The organism is Streptomyces melanosporofaciens, from assembly GCF_900105695.1.
Taxonomy (GTDB): domain Bacteria; phylum Actinomycetota; class Actinomycetes; order Streptomycetales; family Streptomycetaceae; genus Streptomyces; species Streptomyces antimycoticus.
Genome location: NZ_FNST01000002.1, coordinates 3,296,125 through 3,319,875 on the forward strand (window position 1 = coordinate 3,296,125; position 23,751 = coordinate 3,319,875).

The window sequence follows — 23,751 nt, forward strand, 5'->3', positions numbered from 1 at the left end:
GCACCGCCGACCCAGCCCCCGGCCGTGCGTACCACTGGCGGGGTCAGGCTATGAGCGCCGAAGCCCGCGAACCGCCGGAACCCGCGACCGCCGGATCACCGCACCCCGACCCCGCCCCCACCCCCTCAGAGCGCCCGCCAGCCCTCCGCATCCACCCCTCCGGGCACCACGCCGTCCGGGGCGTAGGGCTCCCGGGTGAACACGAAGGTGCCCAGGTCCAGGTGGGCGGGGGCGTCGCCCTCCCCCTCGACCACCCGCAGCGTCTCCCCCGCGTAATAGCCGTCGAGCCCCGTCCAGGTGCCGTCCGGCTCGGCCTTGAAGCGGGAGGCCCGGCCTCCCTGGGTGGCCGGGGAGAGCTCCAGTGCGCGGTCCGCGCGCAGCCGCAGATGGTAGGCGCGAGGGCCCCAGTACCAGGGGCCGGTCAGCGCCAGCAGCGCCGGATCGGCCTCGGTCAGCGGCCGCCACGGCTCGGGGATACGGGGCTCGTGCTCCGCCACGATCCCTATGAGGTCGGCGGCGATGGCGCCGATCGCGGGCCCCGAGGTGGTGTTGGCCAGCGCGATCCCGGCCAGCCGGTCCTCGGCGCTCACCCACAGCGAGGCCAGGAAGCCCGGCATGGAGCCGGTGTGGCCGTGGAGGAACCGCCCGCCGTGCCGGACGAGCTGCGTCCCCAGGCCATAGCCGCCGTCCCAGTCCCTCTCCTCGGGGGCGACGGCGGGCACCCGCATCTCGGCGAGCGACTCCGCACCGAGCACCCGCGCGTCCCCGTCCAGCAGGAAGGCGGCGAAGCGAGCCAGATCCCCGGCGGTCGACCAGAGCTGCCCGGCCGGGCCCATCCGCCCGGTGTCCTCGGCCGGCTCGGGCAGCAGCACATCCGCCCAGGGGTGCACGGCCCAGCCCGCGGCGTGCGGGGCGCGCGGCTCCAGCGACGTGCGCCCCATCCCCAGCGGCTCCAGCACCTCATGGGCCAGCACCTCACCCCAGGGCGCCCCGCGCAGCCGCTCGACCAGCGCGCCGAGCAGCGCGAAACCGGGGTTGGAGTAGTGGTGACGGCGGCCCGCGGGGTGGACCAGGGGGCGCTCGCCGAAGATATCGGCCGTCTCGGGCCGCAGCGCCCCGGGCGTGCGCTCCCACCACGGGCCGCGGGCCTCGGCGGCGAGCCCCGAGGTGTGGGAGAGGAGCTGGGCCACGGTCGCGCCCTCGGCCTGCGGCACGTCCAGATGCTTGGCCAGCGGATCGCCGAGGTCCAGCAGCCCCTCGTCGCGCAGCCGCATCACCAGCACCGCCACGAAGGTCTTGGTCAAGGAGCCGATGCGGTACTGCGTGTCGGCGTCCGGCGCGGATCCATCCGATCCGTCCACGCGGCCGCGCGAGCCCGTCCACACCAGCCGCCCGTCCCGCACCACGGCCCCCACCAGGGACGGGGCACGGCCCTCGGCCTGGCCGAGCGCGACGCGCCGCAGCAGGGCACGGCGGGTGGCGGGCAGCGGCTCCGTGAACTCATCCGCGTCGCGTGTGGTCATGTCGGCACTGTACGGCGGGGGTCCGACAGCGGGCAGTCATCGGCCGGCCGATCGTCGACAGCCGGGGCACCGCCCGGGACCGCGGCGCGGTCTGGCCTTGACGTCAGGGTCAAGGTCTACCGTCGGCCCATGCGGATCGGAGAGCTGGCCGAACGGGCGGGTACCACCACCCGCACCCTGCGCTATTACGAGTCGCTCGGGCTGCTGCCCGCGCGCCGCACCGGCAATGGGTACCGGTCGTACGACGAGGACGATCTGCGGCTGCTCCAGCAGATCCGCGTACTGCAGGACTTCGGCTTCGAGCTGGAGGAGACGCGCCCGTTCGTCGAATGCCTGCGCTCCGGCCATCCGGCCGGTGACTCCTGCCCCGCCTCGCTGGAGGTCTACCGGCGCAAGCTGGCCGAGCTGGACGAGTGCATCGGCCGGCTGAGCGCCATCCGGGAGCGGGTCGGGACCCAGCTCGCCCAGGCGGAGCTGGCCCGTGCGGAGCTGGAGGCCGCGGCCACGGCGCCCGAAGGGGCCCCGGAGCCGCGCTGCGAGCTGACGCCGCCCGGGCCGTGAGCCCCGCCGTCCCGCCATCCCGCCGTCACCACGACGGCTCCGAACGACTCCGAACAACTCCGAAGGAGAGATGAGATGTCGCTGACACACACCGGGGGAGTGGCCACGGTCACGGACGCCACCTTCGGAGAGGAAGTGCTGACGGCCGAGCTGCCGGTGCTGGTGAAGTTCACCGCCTCGTGGTGCCCGCCGTGCCGGATGATCGCGCCGGTGCTGGCGGAGATCGCGCAGGAGGAGGGCCACCGGCTGAAGGTGGTGCAGCTCGACGTGGACGAGAACCCGTCCACCACCAACGCGTACGGGGTGCTGTCGATGCCGACGCTGATGCTGTTCCGGGCGGGCGAGCCGGTGCGGTCGCTGGTCGGGGCGCGCAGCAAGCGGCGGCTGCTGGAGGAGCTCGCCGAGGCGATCTGACGGAGCCGGAGCCGCGGCCGAACCGCCCCTGCTACGTTGGCCGGACATGACCATCAGTGGGGGCGGCCATCAGTGGGGGCGGAAAAGGTGAGGTCAGCGGTGCGCGTCCTGGTGCAGGGGAAACCCGTCGGCTCCTATCCGGCGCTGCCCCCCGAGGCCGAGCGCGGGTCACCGCGCCGGATCACCGAGGTCGGTGAGGAGATTCTGCGCCGCTCCTGCCGGGAGGTGGCCGAGTTCGGCACGCCCGAGCTGAGCGCCCTCATCGACGACATGTTCCTCACCATGTACATCGCCGACGGCGCCGGGCTGGCCGCCAATCAGGTCGACGTCGATCTGCGGCTGTTCGTCTACGACTGCCCGGACGACAACGGCGTCCGGCATGTCGGCCACATCATCAACCCCGTCCTGGACCAGCCCGATCCGGCCGAGCGGCTGCTCATCGAGGACGCCGAGGGCTGTCTGTCCGTACCGGGCGCGCGGATGGACGTACCGCGCACCGACCGCACCGTGGTCCGCGGCGTCGACAAGGACGGCAACCCGCTGGTGATCGAGGGCACCGGCTACTTCGCCCGCTGTCTGCAGCACGAGGCCGACCATCTCTCGGGGCATCTCTACATCGACCGGCTCTCCAAGCGCGACCGCAAGGACGCGCTGCGGCAGATGACGGACCTCCATGAGCGGGTCCTCGCACGGCGGGTGGAGAAGGCGGCGGCCCTGGGCCACCAGCTGCGTCCCTGACCCGGCCCGCCCCCGGGCGGGTGACGGCCGGGATCGGCCTCAAGTCACCGCCGCATTACCGCAGGCGTCGCGCTCGCAGGACGGTGTCCTGGGTGTGATGGGTGCCGGCGGGGGCGGGAGCGGTACGTGGCCGGGTTTCGTTGATCAGGACGGTCCAGTCGTCGTCGAGGAGCCCGGCGATCTCGTCGGGCTGGTAGTAGTCGCCGGGGTCGAAGCCCTGCTCGGGGTCCGGGGACAGATCGGCGAGGGCATGGGTGGCGAAGAGCAGGGTGCCGCCGGGTGCGACGGCGTCCAGCAGGCCGCGCAGCGCGGTGTGGTCCGGCTGGTGTGCGAGCGGGAAGTAGTGGACGGACACCAGGTCGAACGCGGCGGCCGGGGGCGGCGTGCCGGTCAGGTCGGCGCGGGTCCACGCCACACGGCCCTCGACCTCCGTGGCGGCCGCGACGGCGCGTTCCAGGGCGGCCCGGGAGATGTCGACCGCCGTGACCTGCCAGCCGCGCCGGGCCAGCCAGATGGCATCGGCGCCCTCACCGCATCCCACGTCGAGCGCCTGCCCCGGCGGTAGATCGGTGACCTCGGTGACGAGCACTCCGTTGGGCGCGCCGCTGAAGAGCTGGTCGCGGCTGCGATACACGTCATCCCAGAACTGTGTGTCCATGGCCATGCCTTACGTGGAGGGGTCGCGTCCGGCACCAACCTGTCCCTGCCCGCGGCGAATCGACAAACTTTTTTGCCGAAACGACGAAGAGCGGGCGGTTGTCAGGGCCGACTCGTCGTCGGCCTTCGCCCCCACCGACTCCATCAATGTCCGCGCGTCACCTCGAGATACGGGCTTCGATGCCGTCGAGCAGGCAGTCGAGGCCGATCCGGAAGGTGTGGTCGGCGTCCAGGTGGGCGGCATCGCGCACCACCGTGGCCAGCGCGGGGAATCGGCCGGTGGCGAAGGTTCGCTCCAGATAGGGCCCGAGTGAGGCCTGCCAGCGCTTCTCGTCCATCCCGGTGGCCCGCTCGGCACGCCGCTCGGCGATCTCCCGACGCACCGCGCCGATCACATACGCGTTCACCGCGGCGACCACCGGCATGATGGCGTCCACGTCGACGTCGTCCAATGCGGCCACCACGGCCTCCCCAGTGGCCAGCGCGTGCGGCCCGAGCTGGGGTCGGCCGCCCAGGAGATCGGCGAGCCATTCGTGCTCGTGAGCGGCCTGCCGAGTGGCCTCGGCAAGAGACCGGAGCACCTCCCGCCAGCCGTCTCCGACCGGCCGGATCTCGGCGTGGGCTGCGTCGACCATCAGGTCGAGCAACTCCTCCTTGCCGGCGATGTAGCCGTACAGCCGCATCGGACGGACATCCAGCGCGGTGGCGACCTTGCGCAGCGACACCGCGTCCAGGCCGTCCGCGTCGGCCAGCTCGATCGCCGCTCGTACGATCCGCTCCCGGCTCAACGGGGCCGGCACGGGTCGATTCGGTGGCTCCGGCCTCTCCCACACCAACATGCGGCTCACCATACATCGCATCGGGGAATACACTGTATCGACCCGGTACGGTGTATCGAAGGAGAGGCAACCATGACCATCGCCATTGTCGGAGCCGGTTTGGGCGGCTTGGCCCTCGCCAGGGTGCTGCATGTGAACGGCATGGACGCCGTCGTATTTGAACGTGAAGCGTCACGCGATGCGCGCGGTCAGGGCGGCATGCTCGACATCCACTCCGGCCAGCGGGCGCTGCGCGAGGCCGGTCTGATCGACCGGTTCCACGCGATTGCCCGTGGTGAAGGCCAGGACATGCGTCTTCTCGAACCGGATGGCACCCTGCTGCTCCAGGAGGACACGCCCGACGACGCCCCGCTCGAGCGACCCGAGGTCGACCGGGCCGATCTGCGCAACCTGCTGCTGGATTCCCTCCCCGAAGACATGGTGCGCTGGGGGCGCGCGTTCACTTCCGCGGACAACGGCCTGCTGCACTTCGCCGACGGCGGCAGTGCGACGTATGACCTGCTGGTCGGCGCGGACGGCGCGCAGTCCCGGGTCCGCGCGCTGCTCACCGACGCCCGCCCGGCGCATATCGGCCAGAACATCGTCGAGGTCGGCATTCCCGATATCGACCGCACGCATCCCGACCTCGCGGCGATGGTCGGGCGCGGCAACTACTGGGTGCTCGGCAACGGACTGTCCCTGGCGGCGCAGCGCAACGGTGACGGCCGCGTTCGCATCGGCCTCAGCTTCTACAACACCGCCGAGGACTGGCTCGCCACCAGCGGGATCCCGTTCGACGACCCGGCCGCCGCCCGGGCGCGGCTGATCGATCTGCTCGCCGGCTGGGACGCACGGTTCACCGCGCTGATCGCGGCCTGCGACGACGCGGTCGTGCCGCGGTCGATCACCACGCTCCCGGTCGGCCTGACCTGGCCGTCGACGCCGGACATCACGCTGCTCGGCGATGCCGCGCACCTGATGCCGCCGGTGGGAGAGGGCGCCAACATGGCGCTGCTCGATGGCGCCCTGCTCGGTCTCGCGCTGGCCGCGCACCCGGACGACTTTCCCGCCGCGGTCAGGGAATACGAACGCGAGATGTTCGAACGCACCAGCGCCGCCGCCCGGATGTCCGCGGATATGCAGGAATTGCTGATGTCGCCGGACGCCGCCCGGAAACTGCTCGCGTTCTTCCAACCTGGCTGAAGGTCACCACGTACGACCAGGAGACCGGTCGTCCAGCCGGCCCGATCGTGACGACCCAACCTCGCCTCGTATCAGGTCTGCGCCATGTCCACGAAGCGTGAGTAGTGGCCCTGGAAGGCGACCGTGATCGTGGCCGTCGGGCCGTTACGGTGCTTGGCCACGATCAGATCCGCCTCCCCCGCGCGCGGTGACTCCTTCTCATAGGCGTCCTCGCGGTGGAGCAGGATGACCATGTCCGCGTCCTGCTCGATGGATCCACTCTCACGGAGGTCGGAGACCATCGGCTTCTTGTCCGTGCGCTGCTCGGGGCCTCGGTTGAGCTGGGAGAGCGCGATGACCGGCACTTCCAGCTCCTTGGCCAGCAGCTTCAGGTTTCGCGACATGTCCGAGACCTCCTGCTGACGGCTCTCGGGGCGCCGGGCGCCGCCGGACTGCATCAGCTGCAGGTAGTCGATGACGACCAGCTGCAGATCGCTGCGCTGCTTGAGCCGGCGGCACTTGGCGCGGATCTCCATCATCGACAGGTTCGGGGAGTCGTCGATGAAGAGCGGGGCCTGGGAGACATCCGGCATCCGCCGGGCCAGCCGCGTCCAATCCTCGTCGGTCATGCTGCCGGAGCGCATATGGTGCAGCGCCACCCGGGCCTCGGCGGAGAGCAGACGCATCGCGATCTCGTTGCGGCCCATCTCCAGCGAGAAGATCACGCTCGGCATGTTGTGCTTGATCGAGCAGGCCCGGGCGAAGTCCAGGGCCAGGGTGGACTTGCCCATCGCGGGCCGGGCGGCGATGACGACCATCTGGCCCGGGTGCAGACCGTTCGTCAGGGAGTCCAGATCGGTGAAGCCGGTGGGCACCCCGGACATCTGCCCGCTGCGTGAGCCGATCGCCTCGATCTCGTCGAGCGCGCCCTCCATGATGTCGCCGAGCGGCAGATAGTCCTCGCTGGTGCGCTGCTCGGTGACGGCGTAGATCTCCGCCTGGGCGTTGTTGACGATCTCGTCGACGTCCCCGTCCGCCGCGTATCCCATCTGGGTGATGCGGGTGCCCGCCTCGACGAGGCGGCGCAGCACGGCGCGCTCGTGGACGATCTCCGCGTAGTACTCGGCGTTGGCGGCGGTGGGGACAGACTGGACGAGGGTGTGGAGATACGAGGCGCCGCCGACCCGGGCGATCTCACCGCGCTTGGTCAGCTCCGCGGCGACCGTGATCGGGTCGGCCGGCTCGCCCTTGGCGTAGAGATCCAGGATGGCCTGGTAGACGGTCTCATGGGCGGGCCGGTAGAAGTCATTGCCCTTGAGGACCTCCACCACATCGGCGATGGCGTCCTTGGAGAGCAGCATGCCGCCGAGCACGGACTGCTCGGCGTCGAGGTCCTGGGGCGGAACGCGCTCGAAGCCGGAGCCCTCCCAGGCGGAGCCGCCCCCTCCGTCGCGGTCCTGCTGGCCGTCGCGGCCCCGGCCGCCGCCCTCACCGCGGCGGAAGCGGGGGGACGGGAACCGGTCGGACGGGCCGGAGTCCGCCCAGGGGTCGTCCATGGGCTCGGGAACGCTCACCCCGTCACCTCCTCCCGTCCGCAAAGCGAACCTCGCCGTGCCCGTCCTTCTTACGGCACGGCTATGACACAACTGAGCGGCCGGCTTTCCGGACACGGCGCATCGGAGGCTGGGGATTCCAGGGCCGAATCGGGTGGCGGGCGCCGGACCACGTTAGGCCCGTCGGGACCGCCAGCCAACTTGGTTATCCACAGGGCATGTGGATGATGGGATCCATCCTGTGGGTAAGTCGCGCGAACCTGTGCACGGGTCGGGGGACAGTGCTGTGGACAAACACACAATCACCCCGAGAGCCCAACTCTGACCTGCGGTTTCTCTATCCAGGGGCTGTGCAGAAGAAAAACTTCCGCCCCCGGCGCAAGATCACGACAAAGGGCGCAGAGAAGATCGTCCCGCACGCCGCCTTGTAAGGACCGGGGATCACTTGTGTCTCTTACCTGTGGACGATTACATTGCCCTCATGACACAGGCCCCCACGAGCGCGCGGAGCACCCTGCGCCACCACGACCGCGAGATCGTCGCACTCGCGCTTCCCGCCTTCGGCGCGCTCGTGGCGGAACCCCTCTTCGTCATGGTCGACAGCGCCGTCGTCGGCCATCTGGGCACCACCCAGCTGGCCGGTCTGGGCGTCGCCGCGGCCCTGCTCGCCACCGCCGTCAACATCTTCGTCTTCCTCGCCTACGCCACCACCGGGGCGGTCGCCCGCCGCGTCGGCGCGGGCGACCTCGCCGGAGCGATCCGGCAGGGCATGGACGGCATCTGGCTGGCCCTGCTGCTCGGCGCCGCCGTCATCGCCGTGGTCCTTCCCACCGCCCCCGCCATCGTCGACCTCTTCGGCGCCTCGGACACCGCCGCGCCCTACGCCATCACCTATCTGCGGATCAGCACCCTCGGCATCCCTGCGATGCTGGTGGTGCTCGCCGCCACCGGTGTCCTCCGTGGCCTCCAGGACACCCGGACCCCGCTGTATGTCGCCATCGGCGGCTTCGGGGCCAACGCCGCGCTCAACGTCACCCTGGTCTACGCGGCCGGGCTGGGCATCGCGGGCTCGGCCTGGGGCACAGTGATCGCCCAGAACGCCATGGCCGCCGTCTACCTCGCCGTGGTCATCCGGGGCGCGCGGCGCCATGGCACCTCGCTGAGGCCCGACGCCGCCGGGATCAGGGCCTGTGCCCATGCCGGGGCACCGCTGCTGATCCGGACGCTTTCGCTGCGCGCCGTGATGCTGATCGCGACGGCCGTGGCGGCCCGCCTCGGCGACGCCGACGTCGCCGCCCATCAGATCGTGCTCACCCTGTGGAATTTGCTGGCCTTCGCCCTGGACGCCATCGCCATCGCGGGCCAGGCGATCATCGGACGGTATCTGGGGGCGGGCGACGAGGAGGGCGCCCGGGCCGCCTGCCGCCGCATGGTGCACTGGGGCATCGCGTCGGGCGTGGCGCTGGGTCTGCTGGTGGTCGCCTCCCGGCCGCTGTTCATCCCCCTGTTCACCACCGATGCCGCGGTACGGGACGCCCTGCTGCCCGCCCTGCTGGTGACCGCCCTCATCCAGCCGGTCTCGGGGGTGGTCTTCGTCCTCGACGGCGTGCTGATGGGCGCGGGCGACGGGCCGTATCTGGCCTGGGCGATGATCATCACCCTCGTCGCCTTCGCTCCGGTGGCACTGCTGGTGCCCTCGTTCGGCGGCGGGCTGACCGCGCTGTGGTGCACGATGGCGCTGATGATGTCGGTCCGGTTGGCGACCCTGTGGCTGCGCACCCGCTCCGGCCGCTGGATCGTCACCGGCGCGGTACGAGGCTGAGCCCGCCGAACCACACCACGCGCGTCCTCGGACAGAACCAGAGCCACCGGTCCCCCGGCACGGCGGAGGGCCGCACCCCACAGGGTGCGGCCCTCCGGTGCACGGTGCCCAAGGCGACCGTCACGGTCGTCAGGCGGCGACGACCTCGACGCCCACCTTGGCGGCAACCTCGGCGTGCAGACGGACCGAGACCTGGTGTGCGCCCAGGGTCTTGATCGGCGACTGCACCTCGATGCGGCGCTTGTCCACCTCCGGACCACCCGCGTCCTTGATCGCCGAAGCGATGTCGGCCGGGGTGACGGAGCCGAACAGCCGGCCGGCGTCGCCGGCACGGGTCTTCAGCCGCACCTTGACGCCCTCGAGTCGGGCCTTGACCTCATTGGCCTGCTCGATCGTGGCGATCTCGCGGATGCGACGACCGCGGCGGATCTGCTCGACGTCCTTCTCGCCGCCCTTGGTCCAGCGAATCGCCAGACCACGCGGAACGAGGTAGTTACGGGCGTAACCGTCCTTGACGTCCACGACGTCACCGGCGGTACCGAGGCCGGAGACCTCGTGGGTGAGGATGATCTTCATGACTGGGTCACCCTTCCCTTATCGCGCGGTGGAGGTGTAGGGCAGCAGCGCCATCTCACGGCTGTTCTTCACAGCCGTGGCGACGTCACGCTGGTGCTGGGTGCAGTTGCCGGTGACCCGGCGGGCACGGATCTTGCCGCGGTCGGAAATGAACTTCCGCAGCAGGTTCGTGTCCTTGTAGTCGACGTAGGAGATCTTCTCCTTGCAGAACACGCAAACCTTCTTCTTAGGCTTGCGAGCAGGCGGCTTCGCCATTGTCTCTCTCCAGTGTGATCAAGAAGTATGTGCTGGTCGCCCTGACCAGACCGAGCGCTGTTGTTTCACGTGGTTTCACGTGAAACAGCGCCCCAGGCCTAGAAGGGCGGCTCGTCCGAGTAGCCGCCGCCGGAGTTGCCGGAGCCGCCGCCCCAGCCACCACCGCCGCCGCCCTGGCCGCCGGCCGGTGCGCCGGTCGCCCACGGGTCGTCGGCCGGAGCGCCGCCGCCCTGCTGACCGCCGCCGGAGTTGCCGGGGCCGCCGCCCCAACCGCCTCCGCCGCCCTGGCCGCCGCCACCGCCGCCGCCGTAACCACCCTGACCACCGCGACCGGTGGTCTTGGTGACCTTGGCTGTGGCGTTGCGCAGACTGGCGCCGACCTCGTCGACATCCAGCTCATAGACCGTGCGCTTGATCCCCTCACGGTCCTCGTAGGACCGCTGCTTCAGACGACCCTGCACGATGACGCGCATGCCGCGCTGAAGGGACTCGGCCACGTTCTCCGCGGCCTGCCGCCACACCGAGCACGTGAGGAAGAGGCTCTCGCCGTCCTTCCACTCGTTGGTCTGCCGGTCGAAGGTACGGGGAGTGGACGCGACGCGGAACTTCGCGACCGCCGCACCGGACGGGGTGAAACGCAGCTCGGGGTCGTCGACGAGATTGCCGACGACCGTGATGACGGTCTCGCCTGCCATTGGGGGAACCTCTCGGCGGGTACTGCTGGGCTGCTTGCTACTCGTTGCGATACGGCCCCGATGACCGCTGAACGCTTACGCGTCAGTGGGTCTCGGGACGGAGGACCTTGGTCCGGAGGACCGACTCGTTCAGGTTCAGCTGGCGGTCGAGCTCCTTGACGACCGCGGGCTCTGCCTGCAGGTCGATGACCGAGTAGATGCCCTCGGGCTTCTTCTTGATCTCGTACGAGAGACGACGACGGCCCCAGGTGTCGACCTTCTCGACCTTGCCTTCGCCCTCACGGACGACGGAAAGGAAGTTCTCGATCAGCGGGGAGACAGCGCGCTCCTCGAGATCGGGGTCGAGGATGACCATCACCTCGTAGTGACGCATGTGGAACCCACCTCCTTTGGACTCAGCGGCCACGGTCGTTCCGTGGCAGGAGGGTCGTGATGCGTATCCGTTGCGGCATCTGTGCAGACACCACCGCGGACGGTACACAGTACCCGGCTAGGGCCTCCCGCTTGAAATCCGGGCGTCTTAGCCCGCAATCTGTACACATCGGGTGTGAGCGGCATTACAGTTCGCCGCTTTGCTCTATGTGCCTACCTGGAGGTGCCCCATGGCACAGGCAGCACGACCCCATCACGGCTTGCTCTCCTTCCTGGACACCGACGGCAAGCCGCATCCCGTTCAGAACGCCTTCGCCGTGACCACGCTGGTGATCGGGGCGATCGCCTTCGTGACGGCTCATTTCACCCAGCTCCACCTGGTCAGCTCATGGACCGGGCTGGTGGGGATGATCACTGGCGCCTGGGGCCAGCTGATCTCCGCGACCACCGGTGAGCGGTTCGTGCTGATCATCGGACTCGGTGCCGCGGGGGTCGGCTTCTACCTCGGCATGGCACACGGAGGGCTCTTCGGCGGCGTGCTGGGCTGAGCCCGGCCGGAGCCTGGTTGCCCCCAGGCCCGAACGGGGCGCGTCCCGGTCGCAGTAGGCTTCGGCGCGAGAGCCGGAGCCCCGACCCTGGGGACAAACCTGCCGAGGAGCGCCCCGCATGAGCCTGACCCTGAGGACGATCAGCCGAGAGCAGCATCTGGCGTACATCCAGAGCCTGCCCGCGGCCAGCCACATGCAGGTCCCGGCATGGGCTGACGTCAAGTCGGAGTGGCGCTCGGAGAACCTCGGCTGGTTCGACGCCACGGGCCAGCTCGTCGGCGCCGGCCTCGTCCTCTACCGGCAACTGCCCAAGATCAAGCGCTACCTCGCCTATCTCCCCGAGGGCCCGGTCATCAACTGGTACGCGCCCAACCTCGAGGACTGGCTGCGCCCGATGCTCGCGCATCTGAAGCAGCAGGGCGCGTTCTCCGTGAAGATGGGCCCGCCGGTCATCATCCGCCGCTGGGACGCCAACGCGATCAAGTCGGGCATCCAGAACCCCGACGTCAAGCGGCTGCGCGATGTCGAGGCCACCTTCATCGAACCGCGCGCCTTCGAGGTCGCCGAGCGGCTGCGGCGCATGGGCTGGCAGCAGGGCGAGGACGGCGGGGCCGGCTTCGGTGACGTCCAGCCGCGATACGTCTTCCAGGTGCCGCTGGAGAACCGCTCCCTGGAGGATGTCCACAAGAGCTTCAACCAACTGTGGCGCCGCAACATCAAGAAGGCCGAGAAGGCCGGTGTCGAGGTCGTCCAGGGCGGCTACGAGCATCTGCCCGAGTGGCAGCGGCTCTACGAGATCACCGCGGAGCGCGACCACTTCCGGCCGCGCCCGCTCAGCTACTTCCAGCGCATGTGGACGGCCCTCAACACCGAGGACCCCAACCGGATGCGGCTGTACTTCGCGATGCACGAGAACGAGGTCGTGGCCGCCGCCACGATGCTGATCGTCGGAGGCCATGTCTGGTACTCCTACGGCGCCTCCGCCAACCACAAGCGCGAGGTCCGGCCCTCGAACGCGATGCAGTGGCGGATGCTCCGCGACTCCTACGCGCTGGGCGCGAGCGTCTACGACCTGCGCGGCATCAGCGACTCCCTCGACGAGACAGATCATCTCTTCGGCCTGATCCAGTTCAAGGTGGGCACCGGTGGGCAGGCTGCCGAGTACCTCGGCGAGTGGGACTTCCCGCTCAACAAGCTCCTGCACAAGGCACTCGACATCTACATGTCGCGCCGTTGACCACGATTCGCTGTTTCCCATACTTCCAATACACCGCGGCAACGAGAAAGGTTCCGGGACCGGCCAATGGCGCTCACCCTCTATGTCGACACCGCGCGCTGGCGGGCGCACCAGCAGACGGTGATCCAGCAGTTCCCAGGGATAGTCCCGGTCTGCAAAGGCAACGGCTACGGCTTCGGCCATGAGCGCCTGGCCGAGGAGGCAGCCCGCATGGGCAGCGACATCCTCGCGGTCGGGACCACGTACGAGGCCGCCCGGATGAAGGACTTCTTCAGCGGTGACCTGCTCGTGCTCACCCCCTTCCGCCGCGGTGAGGAGCCGGTGCCGCTGCCGGACCGGGTGATCCGCTCGGTCTCCTCGGTCGACGGCGTCTACGGCCTGGTGAACGCGCGTGTGGTCATCGAGGTCATGAGCAGCATGAAGCGGCACGGCGTCACCGAGCAGGACCTGCCCAAGCTGCACGCCGCGATAGAGAACGTCCGGCTGGAGGGGTTCGCCATCCACCTCCCGCTCGACCGCACCGACGGTCTGGACGCGGTCGAGGAGGTCATCGCCTGGATGGACCGGCTGCGGGCGGCACGCCTGCCGCTGCACACCATGTTCGTCAGCCACCTCAAGGCCGAGGAACTGGCCCGGCTGCAGCAGCAGTTCCCGCAGACCCGCTTCCGGGCGCGCATCGGCACCCGGCTGTGGCTGGGCGACCACGATTCGACGGAGTACCGGGGCTCGGTGCTCGACGTCACCCGGGTGGCGAAGGGCGACCGCTTCGGCTACCGCCAGCAGAAGTCCGCCTCGGACGGCCATCTGGTCGTCGTCGCGGGCGGCACCTCCCACGGCGTCGGTCTGGAGGCGCCCAAGGCGCTGCACGGGGTGATGCCCCGCGCCAAGGGGGTCGCCCGCGCCGGTCTGGCGACCGTCAACCGCAATCTCTCGCCGTTCGTATGGGCGGGCAAGCAGCGGTGGTTCGCCGAGCCGCCGCATATGCAGGTGTCCATCCTGTTCGTGCCCAGTGAGGTCCAGGCACCCCAGGTGGGGGATGAGCTGGTGGCGCATCTGCGGCACACCACGACGCAGTTCGACCGGCTCTTCGACCGCTGATTCCGCGCCGCCGGGAGAGGCTCCCCTCCGGGGCTCACTCCCGGTGGACGCCCCAGTCCACCAGCGCCGCGCCGTCGTACCGGGAAGCGCGCCGCGCCCGTCCCAGCACGAACGCGTCCGGGGCCCGGTCCAGCACGCCGCCTCCGGGGTCGTCCGCCCCGTCCTTGCGCACCGGGTCCCGCTCCGGCACCAGCGCGTCCCGGATGATCAGGGCGCACAGATAGAGCGTCCCCAGCAGATGCACGGCGATCGCCAGCTGATAGCCCTCCGCGGGCAGCCCCCGGTGCTGGTCGCCGCTGCCCGTGTACGCGAGGTACATCCAGATCCCGAGGAAGTACATGACCTCGCACGCCTGCCAGACCAGGAAGTCCCGCCAGCGCGGTCGTGCCAGTGCAGCCAGCGGGATCAGCCACAGCACGTACTGCGGTGAGTAGACCTTGTTGGTGAGCACGAACGCCGCGACGACCAGGAAGGACAGCTGGGCCAGCCGCGGACGGCGCGGGGCGCACAGGGCGAGCGCCGCCACCCCGATGCAGGCCAGGACCATCAGCAGGGTCCCGTAGGTGTTGACGTCCTCCAGGGGGTTCCCGGTGCGCTGCGAGATGATCAGCCACAGGGAGCCGAAGTCGACGGGGCGCTCCTGGCTGAAGGTGTAGAACGTCTTCCAGCCCTCGCGGATGTGCAGGCCACCGCCCTGCGTGGTGATCATCACGGGGAGGTTCACCACGAGCCAGGCGGCCACGGCTCCGCCCGTCGCCGTCCAGAAGGTCCTCATCCGTCCCGCCCGCAGGCAGAGCACCAGCACCGCGCCGAGCAGCAGTCCGGGGTAGAGCTTCGCGGCCGTCGCGAGCCCCAGCAGCACACCGGCGGCCAGCGGGCGGCTGCGGGACCACATCAGCAGGGCGGCGGCCGTAAGGGCGACGGCGAGCAGGTCCCAGTTGATGGTGGCCGTGAGCGCGAAGGCGGGGGCCAGGGCGACCAGCAGCGCGTCCCAGGGACGGCGCCGGTGCGTACGGGCCACACAGACCGCGATGACCGCGGTGCAGATCATCAGCATGCCCGCGTTGACCAGCCAGTAGATCTGCTCACGGTCCTGGATGGAGCCGCTGTGCGGGGTCAGCCAGGAGGCGACCTCCATGAAGAGGCCGGTGAGGACCGGGTACTCCAGGTACTGCATCCCGCCCGAGACGCTGTCCGGTATGCGGTCGAAGTACGGGACGAGGTCGATGGCGAAGCCGCGGCCGTTGTAGAGGTGCGGTATGTCGGAGTAGCAGGCGTGGGTGTACTGGGCGGTGGCGCCGTAGAACCAGCCGCCGTCGTAGCACGGCATCTTCTGCACCATGCCCAGGGCGAACATGCCGATGGCGGCGATCGCCACGATCCGCACCGGGGTCCACCAGCTCGTGCCGAGCAGAGCCCGGCGCCCGGCCGGCCCACCGATCAGCTCGCTGCCGGCCGCGGCCAGCGGGTCCTCGGCGGTCGGCCTGACGGGCTCGGCCTCTGGGTCCTCGCGCACGCTCATGGCCCCCATCCTGCCGTACGAGCCTGGCGGCAGGAGTCAGGACCGCCCCAGCGGCCGCTGAGCGCGCCGCGGACGCCTCGGCAGGTCCTCGGGGCGGGAACAGAGCTGCGAGAGGCGCAGAGGGCCGTCCAGGGGCCTTAAACGGCGCCGGCCGCGCCGGAGCGGGGTTCGCTCCGGCGCGGCCGGCGAGTGGTGAACGGGTCGTTCGGGGCTGCGGGCTAGTCCTCCCGCCGGGCCCCGGTCGGGCCGCCGAAGATGCCTCCGGGACCGCCCGGCGGATCCGAGGTCGGCGAGGTGGTCGGACCGCCCGGACCGCCGTTCTGGCCGCCGTTCTGGCCGCCGTTCTGGTTCCCGCCGTCCTCGTTGCAGTCGAAGTCCAGCGGGTCACAGGTGCCCGTCGGGGTCGGACTGCCGGACGGCGACTCCGAGGGCGACTCCGACGGGGATTCCGAAGGAGACTCCGACGGGGACTCGGAAGGCTTCTCCGTCGTCTGGGTGGGGCTCGGGCTCGCGTCCTCGCCGAAGACCTTCTCGCCGATCGGGGTGGCCGCGGGGAAGTCCTTGACCGGCTTGCCCTGCAGGGCACCGCGCATGTAGTCGGCCCAGATCTCGGCCGGGAACGACGCGCCGTGGATCGTCTTCTGACCGCCCACACCGCGCATGGACAGGAACTTCTGGCTCTTGGCCTGGTCGTTCACCCGCCACATGCCGATCGCGGTGGACAGCTGCGGGGTGTACCCGGAGAACCACGCCGACTTGTTCTCGTCGGTGGTTCCGGTCTTGCCCGCCACCGGCCGGCCGATCTTCGCCGAGGTGCCGGTGCCGTGCTCGACCACGTTCTCCAGGACACCGGTGACGTTGTTCGCCACGTTCGAGTCGAACGCCCGCTTGAGCTGGGCGTCCTGCTTGTGGTCGTAGACGGGGCCGTTCTTGTCCTCGACCCGCTCCACCGAGTACGGGTCCGCCTGCTCGCCGCTGGCCGCGAAGGTGGCGTACGCCCCGGCGAGCCGGATGGCGCTGGGTGCGGAGGTGCCGAGCGAGAACGTCGGGGTGATCGAGGCCAGTTGCTCCTTGCTGAGGCCCGCGGCCAGGGCCGCGTCCCGCACCTTGTCGGTGCCGACGTCCATGCCCAGCTGGATGAACGGGGTGTTCACCGAGTACTGCATCGCGGTGCGCAGGCTGATCGGGCCCTTGTCCTCGTCACCGTCGTTCCGCTGGTGCCACTCCTTGCCGTCCTTGTCGTGCCAGACGGTTCCGTCGTAGTCCCGCAGGGTCACCTTGTTGTCGCCGTTGTAGACACTGCTCGGCGAGACCAGGGTGCGCTCGGAATCGGGTTGCTCCCGTGTGCCCTTCGGGTCGCGGACGCCATTGGTCATCGCGGCGGCCATCACGAAGGGCTTGAAGGTCGAGCCCACCTGGACACCGGTGTAGTCGGCGTTGTTGCGGTAGTGCTCCAGCGCGTTCTTGCCGCCGTAGATGGCCAGGATCTTGCCCGTCTTGGGCTCCACCGAGGCGCCGCCGAACTGAACGTACTTGTCCACCTCGCGCTGTTTCGGCTTGATGTTCTCCTTGGTGACCCTCTCGACCGCCCGGGTCAGCTCACTGATCTTCTTCCGGTCGAAGGTGGTGTGGATCTGATAGCCACCCTTGTCCAGCTTCGACTTGCTGATGCCGGTGTTGGCGATGATGTAGTTGTCGGCGAGGTCGGTGAGGTAGCCGATCTGGCCCTGCTTGTTCGTGGCCACCTTCGGGTCCTGCGGCATCGGGAAGCCCTTGCCGATCCACTCCTGGGCCTCGGTCTTGGGCATCCGGTGCACGGCGACCTCACGCCGCAGGATCCACTCCCAGCGCTGCTTGGCCCGTTTGGTGTTGGCCTCCTTGGTGGCCGCGGCGCCGTAGCCGCCGTTCGGGTCGTAGAGGTTGGGGCCGTTCAGCGTCGAGGCCAGGAAGGCGCTCTGGCTGGGCGTCAGGGCCGAGCAGTCACGGTCGTAGTATGCGCGGGCGGCCGCCTGGCAGCCGTAGGCACCACGTCCGTAGTAGGCGGTGTTGAGGTAGCTCCCGAGGATGTAGTCCTTGTCCTTGGTCGCGCCCACCTTTATGGAGATGAACAGCTCCTTGACCTTGCGCGTGAGCGTCTGCGACTGGTCCAGGTAGGTGTTCTTCACGAACTGCTGGGTGATGGTCGACCCACTCTGGGTCGCGCCGCCCCGCGCCATGTTGACGACCGCGCGTGCGATACCCATCGGGTCGACGCCGTTGTCGTCGTAGAAGCTGGCGTTCTCCGCGGAGATCACCGCGTTCTGCATGGATTTGGGGATCTTGCTGAGGGGGACGATCTGGCGGTTGAGGTCACCCCCGCCGGAGACGACCATCTGCTTGCCGTCCGCCCAGTAGTAGACGTTCTTCTGGGTCTGGGACGCGGCCTGGGCGGTCGGCACCTGTACCAGCCACAGCCCTATGCCGACGGCCCCGAGCAGCACCGCGAAGAAGAAGAGGAAGGTTCCCGTCACCAGCTTCCAGGACGGAACCCAGCGCCGGAAGCCCGACCTTCCGCCACGCGGATAGTCAATAAAGCGCTTCTTGCCGGGTTGCCCATCGCCCCCCGAGCCATGTCCGCGGCCGCCGCCGACTCCCCGCCGGCCGCCACCGCGACCACCGTGGCCCGCGCCGCCCGCGCCCGGATCGGCTCCTCGTCTACGGCCGCCGCCGCGTTGTGCGGCGCGGCGGGCCGCCGCGCGGCCGCCGTAAGGACGCTCTTCCCCCTGGGGGGTGGCGTCCGACCCGGCTGCGGCGTTGTGCATCGGTGCTGCGCGGCGGCCGGACGACTGCTGTCCGGCTCGCCGGGCCGCTGCTCGTCCGCCGCCTTGGGGCTGCGGCGACTTGCGACGGTGCTCGCTCATGGAACGACTTCTCCTCGGGCAGGCGCTATCGCCTGAAAGCGGCAGATGGCTTCCGGTCCCCCCAATGTGCGGTCCGGTCGCACCAGGCAACCGGACGCACTGCATCCGGGACGAGGACGCTTCGGGGCGTCACTTGGTTCCCATAGGTCTGCATGGCGAACAGAGTACGCACGGTCAAAACCCGCCCAGCCGCCACCTTCGCTCCATAACCGTCAGATTGAATGCCACGAATTGATGATGTGACGGCGTTCACCGTGGGCCCTCTTGTCCCGCCGGGGGCACGGTTCTATCGTCTTGATGTATCGAGTCGATACATCAGCTCGACATAGCTGGCTCGGAGGAGAGGGGAGGCGGGGAATGAGCAGACGCTCCGGCGTCCTGGAGTTCGCCGTCCTCGGCCTGCTGCGCGAGTCCCCGATGCACGGATACGAGCTGCGCAAGCGGCTCAACACGTCACTCGGGGTGTTCCGGGCGTTCAGCTACGGCAGCCTCTATCCCTGCCTCAAGACGCTGGTCACCAACGGCTGGTTGATCGAGGAATCCGGCAGCACCTCCCAGGACGCCCTCGCGGCGCCCCTCTCCGGTCGCCGGGCCAAGATCGTCTACCGGCTCACGGCGGCGGGGAAGGAGCGGTTCGAGGAGCTGCTCACCCACACCGGGCCGGACGCCTGGGAGGACGAGCACTTCGGCGTCCGTTTCGCCTTCTTCGGCCAAACGTCACGAGACGTTCGGATGCGGGTGCTCGAAGGGCGGCGCAGCCGCCTTGAGGAGCGCCTGGACAAGATGCGCGCTGCCTTGGCCCGCACCCGCGAGCGGCTGGACGACTACACCCTCGAGCTGCAGCGGCACGGGATGGAGTCGGTGGAGCGCGAGGTCCGCTGGCTGAACGAGCTGATCGAGAGCGAGCGGGCCGGGCGCGACCAGCGCGACGGCACCGCCGGGCAGGACCGGGCGATCGAGCGGGATGAGGACCGGCCGCCACACCAGGAGCAGGACCAGTCAGGAGATGCGGACGGCCCGCCCCGGCACCGGGGTGGATCCCGGCCGGATCCGTCCGAATGACACCGCCAAGTGGGGCCCGGCAGCCGCGGGGCCTCGTCCAGTACACACAGGGAGCAACCGGAATGGGTTCGGTTCGTGTAGCCATCGTCGGCGTGGGCAACTGCGCCGCCTCGCTGGTACAGGGCGTCGAGTACTACAAGGACGCCGACCCGGACACCCGCGTGCCGGGTCTGATGCACGTGCAGTTCGGCGACTACCACGTGAACGACGTGGAGTTCGTGGCCGCCTTCGACGTGGACGCGAAGAAGGTCGGCCTGGACCTCGCGGACGCCATCGGCGCCAGCGAGAACAACACCATCAAGATCTGCGACGTGCCGACGGCCGGTGTCACGGTCCAGCGCGGCCACACGCTCGACGGACTCGGCAAGTACTACCGCCAGACCATCGACGAGTCCGACGAGACCCCGGTCGACGTCGTCCAGGTCCTCAAGGACAAGCAGGTCGACGTTCTGGTCTGCTACCTCCCGGTCGGCTCCGAGGACGCGGCCAAGTACTACGCCCAGTGCGCCATCGACGCCAAGGTCGCCTTCGTCAACGCCCTTCCGGTCTTCATCGCCGGCACCAAGGAGTGGGCGGACAAGTTCACCGAGGCCGGGGTGCCGATCGTCGGTGACGACATCAAGTCGCAGGTCGGCGCGACCATCACGCACCGCGTGATGGCCAAGCTGTTCGAGGACCGGGGCGTCATCCTGGACCGCACCATGCAGCTGAACGTCGGCGGCAACATGGACTTCAAGAACATGCTCGAGCGCGAGCGCCTGGAGTCCAAGAAGATCTCCAAGACCCAGGCCGTCACCTCGCAGATCCCCGACCGCGATCTGGGTGCCGACAACGTCCACATCGGCCCCTCGGACTTCGTGGCCTGGCTGGACGACCGCAAGTGGGCGTATGTCCGCCTGGAGGGCCGCGCGTTCGGCGATGTCCCGCTGAACCTGGAGTACAAGCTCGAGGTGTGGGACTCCCCGAACTCCGCGGGTGTCATCATCGACGCGCTGCGCGCCGCGAAGATCGCCAAGGACCGCGGCATCGGCGGCCCGATCCTCTCCGCCTCCTCGTACTTCATGAAGTCGCCGCCGGTGCAGTACTTCGACAACGAGGCGCAGGAGAACGTGGAGAAGTTCATCAAGGGCGAGGTCGAGCGCTGACGCGCCATGCGCTGATTCCCGCCGCGTGATCACGGGCCTTCGGGTAATACACCCGGAGGCCCGTGTGGTGTGTGAGGCTGGCGTCATGCCTGTTGTGCGTGATCTCCGCGTACTGCTGCAACTGCGTGACTTCCGGCGCCTTCTGACCATCCGGCTGCTGTCCCAGGCAGCCGACGGCGTCTACCAGGTCGCACTCGCCACCTATGTGGTCTTCTCCCCGGAGAAGCAGACCTCCCCCGCGGCCATCGCCTCCGCCATGGCCGTCCTCCTGCTCCCCTACTCCCTGCTCGGCCCCTTCGCCGGGGTGCTGCTGGACCGCTGGCGCCGACGGCAGGTGCTGCTCTACGGCAATCTGCTGCGCTCGGGACTGGCCACCGGAACCGCCGTACTGGTCCTCGGTCAGGTGCCGGAGTGGCTCTTCTACGTCTCGGCCCTGTCGGTGACGGCCGTCAACCGCTTTGTGCTGGCCGGTCTTTCGGCGGCGCTGCCGCGGGTCGTCGACAGCCAGGAACGTCTGGTCATGGCCAACTCGCTCTCGCCCACCGCCGGAACACTCGCCGCCACGGCCGGGGGCAGCCTCGCCTTCATCGTCCGGCTGTCGGGCCCGGGAGGCACCTCGTCGGACGCGCTGGTCGTCCTGGTGGGCGCCGCGCTCTATCTCATCGCCGGGCTCACCGCCCTGTCGATGGCACCGGGCCTGCTGGGACCGGATCCCGCGGCCCTTCAGCCCCGTCTCCCCGCGGCCCTGATGAGCACCGCGCGGGGCCTGGTCGCGGGTGTACGCCATCTGCTGGAGCGCAGGGACCCCACCGTGGCGCTGGCCGCGATGACGCTGATGCGCTTCTGCTACGGCGCGCTCACGGTGACAGTGCTGATGCTCTGCCGCTATGCATGGGCCGATACCGAGTCCGAGGGGCTCGCGCTTCTGGGGCTGGCGGTCGGTGTCTCGGGCGCGGGCTTCTTCGCGGCCGCGGTGATCACGCCATGGGCGGTGGCCCGACTCAGGAGGCCTGCGTCCTCCCGCCCGAACGGCCGGCTCTCCTGGGTGATGGTGTGCGCGGGAAGCGCGGCCCTTCTGGAGCCGGGGCTCGGGCTGCCCTTCGAGCCCGCCCCCATGCTGATCGCCGCGTTCATCCTCGGGCTCGTCACCCAGGGCGCGAAGATCGCCACCGACACCGTGGTGCAGTCCGCCATCGCCGATGACTTCCGCGGCCGGATCTTCTCCCTCTACGACGTGCTGTTCAACGTCGCCTTCGTGGGCGCCGCGGCGGTCGCCGCGGTGATACTGCCACCGGACGGCAGATCGGCCCCGCTGCTGCTCTGTGTGGCACTGCTCTACGCGGTCACCGCGCTGCTGGTCAGGTTTCACGTGAAACATGACCGGGACCACGCCCAGCGGGTCGATGTTTCACGTGAAACCGGAGGGACTCAGCCCTCCGACTGAGCGTCCCACCACTCCTTTAGCGTGGCGATCGCGGTGTCCCGCTCCATCGGGCCGTGCTCCAGCCGCATCTCCAGCAGATGCTTGTACGCCTTGCCGACCTGCGGCCCCGGGGGGATACCGAGGATCTTCATGATCTCGTTGCCGTCCAGATCCGGGCGGATCGAGTCCAGCTCCTCCTGCTCCTGCAGCCGGGCGATGCGCTCCTCGAGGCCGTCGTACGCCCGCGAGAGCGCCGTCGCCTTCCTCTTATTACGGGTGGTGCAGTCCGAGCGGGTCAGCTTGTGCAGCCGGTCCAGCAGCTGCCCGGCGTCACGGGCATAGCGGCGGACGGCGGAGTCGGTCCATTCCCCCGTGCCATAGCCGTGGAAGCGCAGATGCAGCTCGACAAGGCGCGAGACGTCCTTGATCAGCTCATTGGAGTACTTGAGCTTCGTCATCCGGAATTTGGTCATCTTGGCTCCCACCACCTCGTGGTGGTGGAAGGAGACCCGGCCGTCCTTCTCGAAGCGGCGCGTCTTGGGCTTTCCGATGTCATGCAGCAGCGCGGCCAGCCGCAGCACCAGATCGGGCCCCTCGGCCTCCAGGTCGATGGCCTGGTCCAGCACCGTCAGCGAATGCTCGTACACATCCTTGTGGCGGTGGTGCTCATCACGCTCCAGGCGCAGCGCCGGGAGCTCCGGCAGGACACGGTCGGCGAGCCCGGTCTCCACCAGCAGCCGCAGCCCCTTGCGGGGGTGGTCGGCCAGGATGAGCTTGTTGAGCTCATCACGTACCCGCTCGGCCGAGACGATGTCGATACGGTCGGCCATCGACGTCATCGCGGCGACCACCTCGGGGGCCACCTCGAAGTCCAGCTGCGCGGCGAAGCGCGCGGCACGCATCATCCGCAGCGGATCGTCGGAGAAGGACTCCTCGGGCGTCCCGGGGGTGCGCAGCACCCGGGCGGCGAGATCCTCCAGACCGTGGTGCGGGTCGATGAACTCCTTCTGCGGAAGCGCCACCGCCATCGCGTTGACCGTGAAGTCCCGACGGACCAGGTCCTCCTCGATGGAGTCGCCGTACGACACCTCGGGCTTCCGGGATGTCCGGTCATAGGCTTCTGACCGATAAGTTGTGATTTCAATCTGGAAGCTCTGGTCCGACCCGCTTCCTGCGGCCATGTCCTTACGGCAGCCGACGGTGCCGAAGGCGATGCCGACATCCCACACCGCGTCCGCCCACGGCCGTACGATCTTCAGTACCTCGTCCGGCCGTGCGTCCGTCGTGAAATCCAGATCGTTACCGAGCCGGCCGAGCAGCGCGTCCCGTACCGAGCCACCGACCAGGGCCAGGCGGAAACCGGCCTGCTGGAAGCGACGGGCAAGATCGTCGGCGACGGGAGAGACCCGCAGGAGCTCGCCCACGGCGCGGCGCTGCACCTGGCTGAGCTCATTGGTCGGCTGCGGGGGTCGGCTGTCATTGTTGGCGTTCGGCACAACAGAACAGGGTACGTGGCCGTGCGCCCCGCGGACTCCACACCCGATGCGGACCACCACTGCGTAACGATCTTGTGGAGCCATCCACAGCACTTCGCCACAGCGGGCATCGTTACCATTTCGTGGACGCACATTGCGACGACCACTGACGACC

The 23,751-nt window shown here is 69.4% G+C and carries 23 protein-coding genes; 12 read left to right on the top strand and 11 right to left on the bottom strand.

Going from position 1 to position 23,751, the window contains the following annotated elements; translation table 11 throughout:
* Window positions 1-125: 125 nt before the first annotated feature.
* The gene (locus tag BLV72_RS16630) at window positions 126-1,523 is read right to left on the bottom strand and encodes a serine hydrolase domain-containing protein (RefSeq protein ID WP_093463165.1); all 1,398 of its coding nucleotides are present in this window, start codon (window positions 1,521-1,523) and stop codon (window positions 126-128) included.
* A 129-nt stretch (window positions 1,524-1,652) separates the two neighbouring features.
* Between BLV72_RS16630 and BLV72_RS16635 the strand changes: the two genes are divergently transcribed.
* The 3 genes from BLV72_RS16635 (at window position 1,653) to def (ending at window position 3,236) form a co-directional block, all read left to right on the top strand.
* Entirely contained in the window at window positions 1,653-2,084 is a 432-nt protein-coding gene (locus BLV72_RS16635; protein WP_059143717.1) for a MerR family transcriptional regulator, read from the top strand.
* A 75-nt stretch (window positions 2,085-2,159) separates the two neighbouring features.
* Window positions 2,160-2,498 carry a thioredoxin gene (gene trxA, locus BLV72_RS16640; protein ID WP_093463167.1) on the top strand — a complete coding sequence of 113 codons (339 nt, stop codon included), beginning with the start codon at window positions 2,160-2,162 and terminating at the stop codon, window positions 2,496-2,498.
* 99 nt (window positions 2,499-2,597) lie between these two features.
* The gene (gene def / locus BLV72_RS16645; RefSeq protein WP_093463168.1) at window positions 2,598-3,236 is read left to right on the top strand and encodes a peptide deformylase; all 639 of its coding nucleotides are present in this window, start codon (window positions 2,598-2,600) and stop codon (window positions 3,234-3,236) included.
* A 55-nt stretch (window positions 3,237-3,291) separates the two neighbouring features.
* Here the strand turns inward: def and BLV72_RS16650 are convergent, their stop codons facing one another.
* Entirely contained in the window at window positions 3,292-3,894 is a 603-nt protein-coding gene (locus BLV72_RS16650) for a class I SAM-dependent methyltransferase (RefSeq protein ID WP_093470385.1), read from the bottom strand.
* A 157-nt stretch (window positions 3,895-4,051) separates the two neighbouring features.
* Window positions 4,052-4,732 (bottom strand): TetR/AcrR family transcriptional regulator, encoded by a 681-nt coding sequence (locus tag BLV72_RS16655; RefSeq protein WP_093463170.1) that lies wholly within the window; start codon window positions 4,730-4,732, stop codon window positions 4,052-4,054.
* Between the two features lie 72 nt (window positions 4,733-4,804).
* On the opposite strand from BLV72_RS16655, the gene BLV72_RS16660 reads away from it, so the two are divergent.
* Window positions 4,805-5,914 carry an FAD-dependent oxidoreductase gene (locus BLV72_RS16660; protein ID WP_093463171.1) on the top strand — a complete coding sequence of 370 codons (1,110 nt, stop codon included), beginning with the start codon at window positions 4,805-4,807 and terminating at the stop codon, window positions 5,912-5,914.
* Window positions 5,915-5,985: 71 nt separating this feature from the next.
* On the opposite strand, the gene dnaB is transcribed toward BLV72_RS16660, so the two are convergent.
* Window positions 5,986-7,467, bottom strand: a complete 1,482-nt coding sequence (gene dnaB, locus BLV72_RS16665) for a replicative DNA helicase (RefSeq protein WP_078642416.1) — start codon at window positions 7,465-7,467, stop codon at window positions 5,986-5,988.
* Window positions 7,468-7,927: 460 nt separating this feature from the next.
* Between dnaB and BLV72_RS16675 the strand changes: the two genes are divergently transcribed.
* Entirely contained in the window at window positions 7,928-9,268 is a 1,341-nt protein-coding gene (locus tag BLV72_RS16675) for an MATE family efflux transporter (RefSeq protein WP_093463173.1), read from the top strand.
* 129 nt (window positions 9,269-9,397) lie between these two features.
* Here the strand turns inward: BLV72_RS16675 and rplI are convergent, their stop codons facing one another.
* From rplI to rpsF, 4 genes are all read right to left on the bottom strand, one after another.
* Complete coding sequence (gene rplI / locus BLV72_RS16680; protein WP_059143726.1) at window positions 9,398-9,844, bottom strand: 50S ribosomal protein L9; 447 nt, start codon at window positions 9,842-9,844, stop codon at window positions 9,398-9,400.
* Between the two features lie 18 nt (window positions 9,845-9,862).
* Window positions 9,863-10,099: a 30S ribosomal protein S18 gene (gene rpsR / locus BLV72_RS16685; RefSeq protein ID WP_003978893.1), complete on the bottom strand. Its 237-nt coding sequence runs from the start codon at window positions 10,097-10,099 to the stop codon at window positions 9,863-9,865.
* A gap of 98 nt (window positions 10,100-10,197) precedes the next feature.
* On the bottom strand, window positions 10,198-10,794 hold the full coding sequence (locus BLV72_RS16690; RefSeq protein WP_059143727.1) for a single-stranded DNA-binding protein: 597 nt from the start codon (window positions 10,792-10,794) through the stop codon (window positions 10,198-10,200).
* Between the two features lie 82 nt (window positions 10,795-10,876).
* Complete coding sequence (gene rpsF, locus BLV72_RS16695; RefSeq protein ID WP_014061950.1) at window positions 10,877-11,167, bottom strand: 30S ribosomal protein S6; 291 nt, start codon at window positions 11,165-11,167, stop codon at window positions 10,877-10,879.
* A 229-nt stretch (window positions 11,168-11,396) separates the two neighbouring features.
* On the opposite strand from rpsF, the gene BLV72_RS16700 reads away from it, so the two are divergent.
* From BLV72_RS16700 to BLV72_RS16710, 3 genes are all read left to right on the top strand, one after another.
* A complete protein-coding gene (locus BLV72_RS16700; RefSeq protein ID WP_093463174.1) occupies window positions 11,397-11,714 on the top strand; it encodes a hypothetical protein in 318 nt (105 codons plus the stop codon).
* 118 nt (window positions 11,715-11,832) lie between these two features.
* On the top strand, window positions 11,833-12,951 hold the full coding sequence (locus tag BLV72_RS16705; protein ID WP_093463176.1) for a lipid II:glycine glycyltransferase FemX: 1,119 nt from the start codon (window positions 11,833-11,835) through the stop codon (window positions 12,949-12,951).
* 66 nt (window positions 12,952-13,017) lie between these two features.
* Entirely contained in the window at window positions 13,018-14,049 is a 1,032-nt protein-coding gene (locus BLV72_RS16710) for an alanine racemase (RefSeq protein WP_093463177.1), read from the top strand.
* Window positions 14,050-14,083: 34 nt separating this feature from the next.
* Here BLV72_RS16710 and BLV72_RS16715 read toward each other — a convergent pair whose 3' ends face one another.
* Both BLV72_RS16715 and BLV72_RS16720 read right to left on the bottom strand, forming a co-directional pair.
* A complete protein-coding gene (locus tag BLV72_RS16715) occupies window positions 14,084-15,571 on the bottom strand; it encodes a glycosyltransferase family 87 protein (protein WP_167746369.1) in 1,488 nt (495 codons plus the stop codon).
* A 218-nt stretch (window positions 15,572-15,789) separates the two neighbouring features.
* Window positions 15,790-18,081: a transglycosylase domain-containing protein gene (locus tag BLV72_RS16720; protein WP_093463180.1), complete on the bottom strand. Its 2,292-nt coding sequence runs from the start codon at window positions 18,079-18,081 to the stop codon at window positions 15,790-15,792.
* A gap of 99 nt (window positions 18,082-18,180) precedes the next feature.
* On the opposite strand from BLV72_RS16720, the gene BLV72_RS49890 reads away from it, so the two are divergent.
* From BLV72_RS49890 to BLV72_RS16735, 4 genes are all read left to right on the top strand, one after another.
* A complete protein-coding gene (locus tag BLV72_RS49890; protein WP_143059782.1) occupies window positions 18,181-18,507 on the top strand; it encodes a hypothetical protein in 327 nt (108 codons plus the stop codon).
* Window positions 18,508-18,828: 321 nt separating this feature from the next.
* On the top strand, window positions 18,829-19,533 hold the full coding sequence (locus BLV72_RS16725) for a PadR family transcriptional regulator (RefSeq protein ID WP_093463182.1): 705 nt from the start codon (window positions 18,829-18,831) through the stop codon (window positions 19,531-19,533).
* A gap of 62 nt (window positions 19,534-19,595) precedes the next feature.
* Window positions 19,596-20,678, top strand: a complete 1,083-nt coding sequence (locus BLV72_RS16730) for an inositol-3-phosphate synthase (RefSeq protein WP_059143734.1) — start codon at window positions 19,596-19,598, stop codon at window positions 20,676-20,678.
* Window positions 20,679-20,763: 85 nt separating this feature from the next.
* Window positions 20,764-22,122: an MFS transporter gene (locus BLV72_RS16735; protein WP_093463183.1), complete on the top strand. Its 1,359-nt coding sequence runs from the start codon at window positions 20,764-20,766 to the stop codon at window positions 22,120-22,122.
* Here the strand turns inward: BLV72_RS16735 and BLV72_RS16740 are convergent.
* Entirely contained in the window at window positions 22,107-23,597 is a 1,491-nt protein-coding gene (locus BLV72_RS16740) for a CCA tRNA nucleotidyltransferase (protein WP_093463185.1), read from the bottom strand. The two genes, BLV72_RS16735 and BLV72_RS16740, sit on opposite strands and share 16 nt — an antisense overlap.
* Window positions 23,598-23,751: the final 154 nt, after the last annotated feature.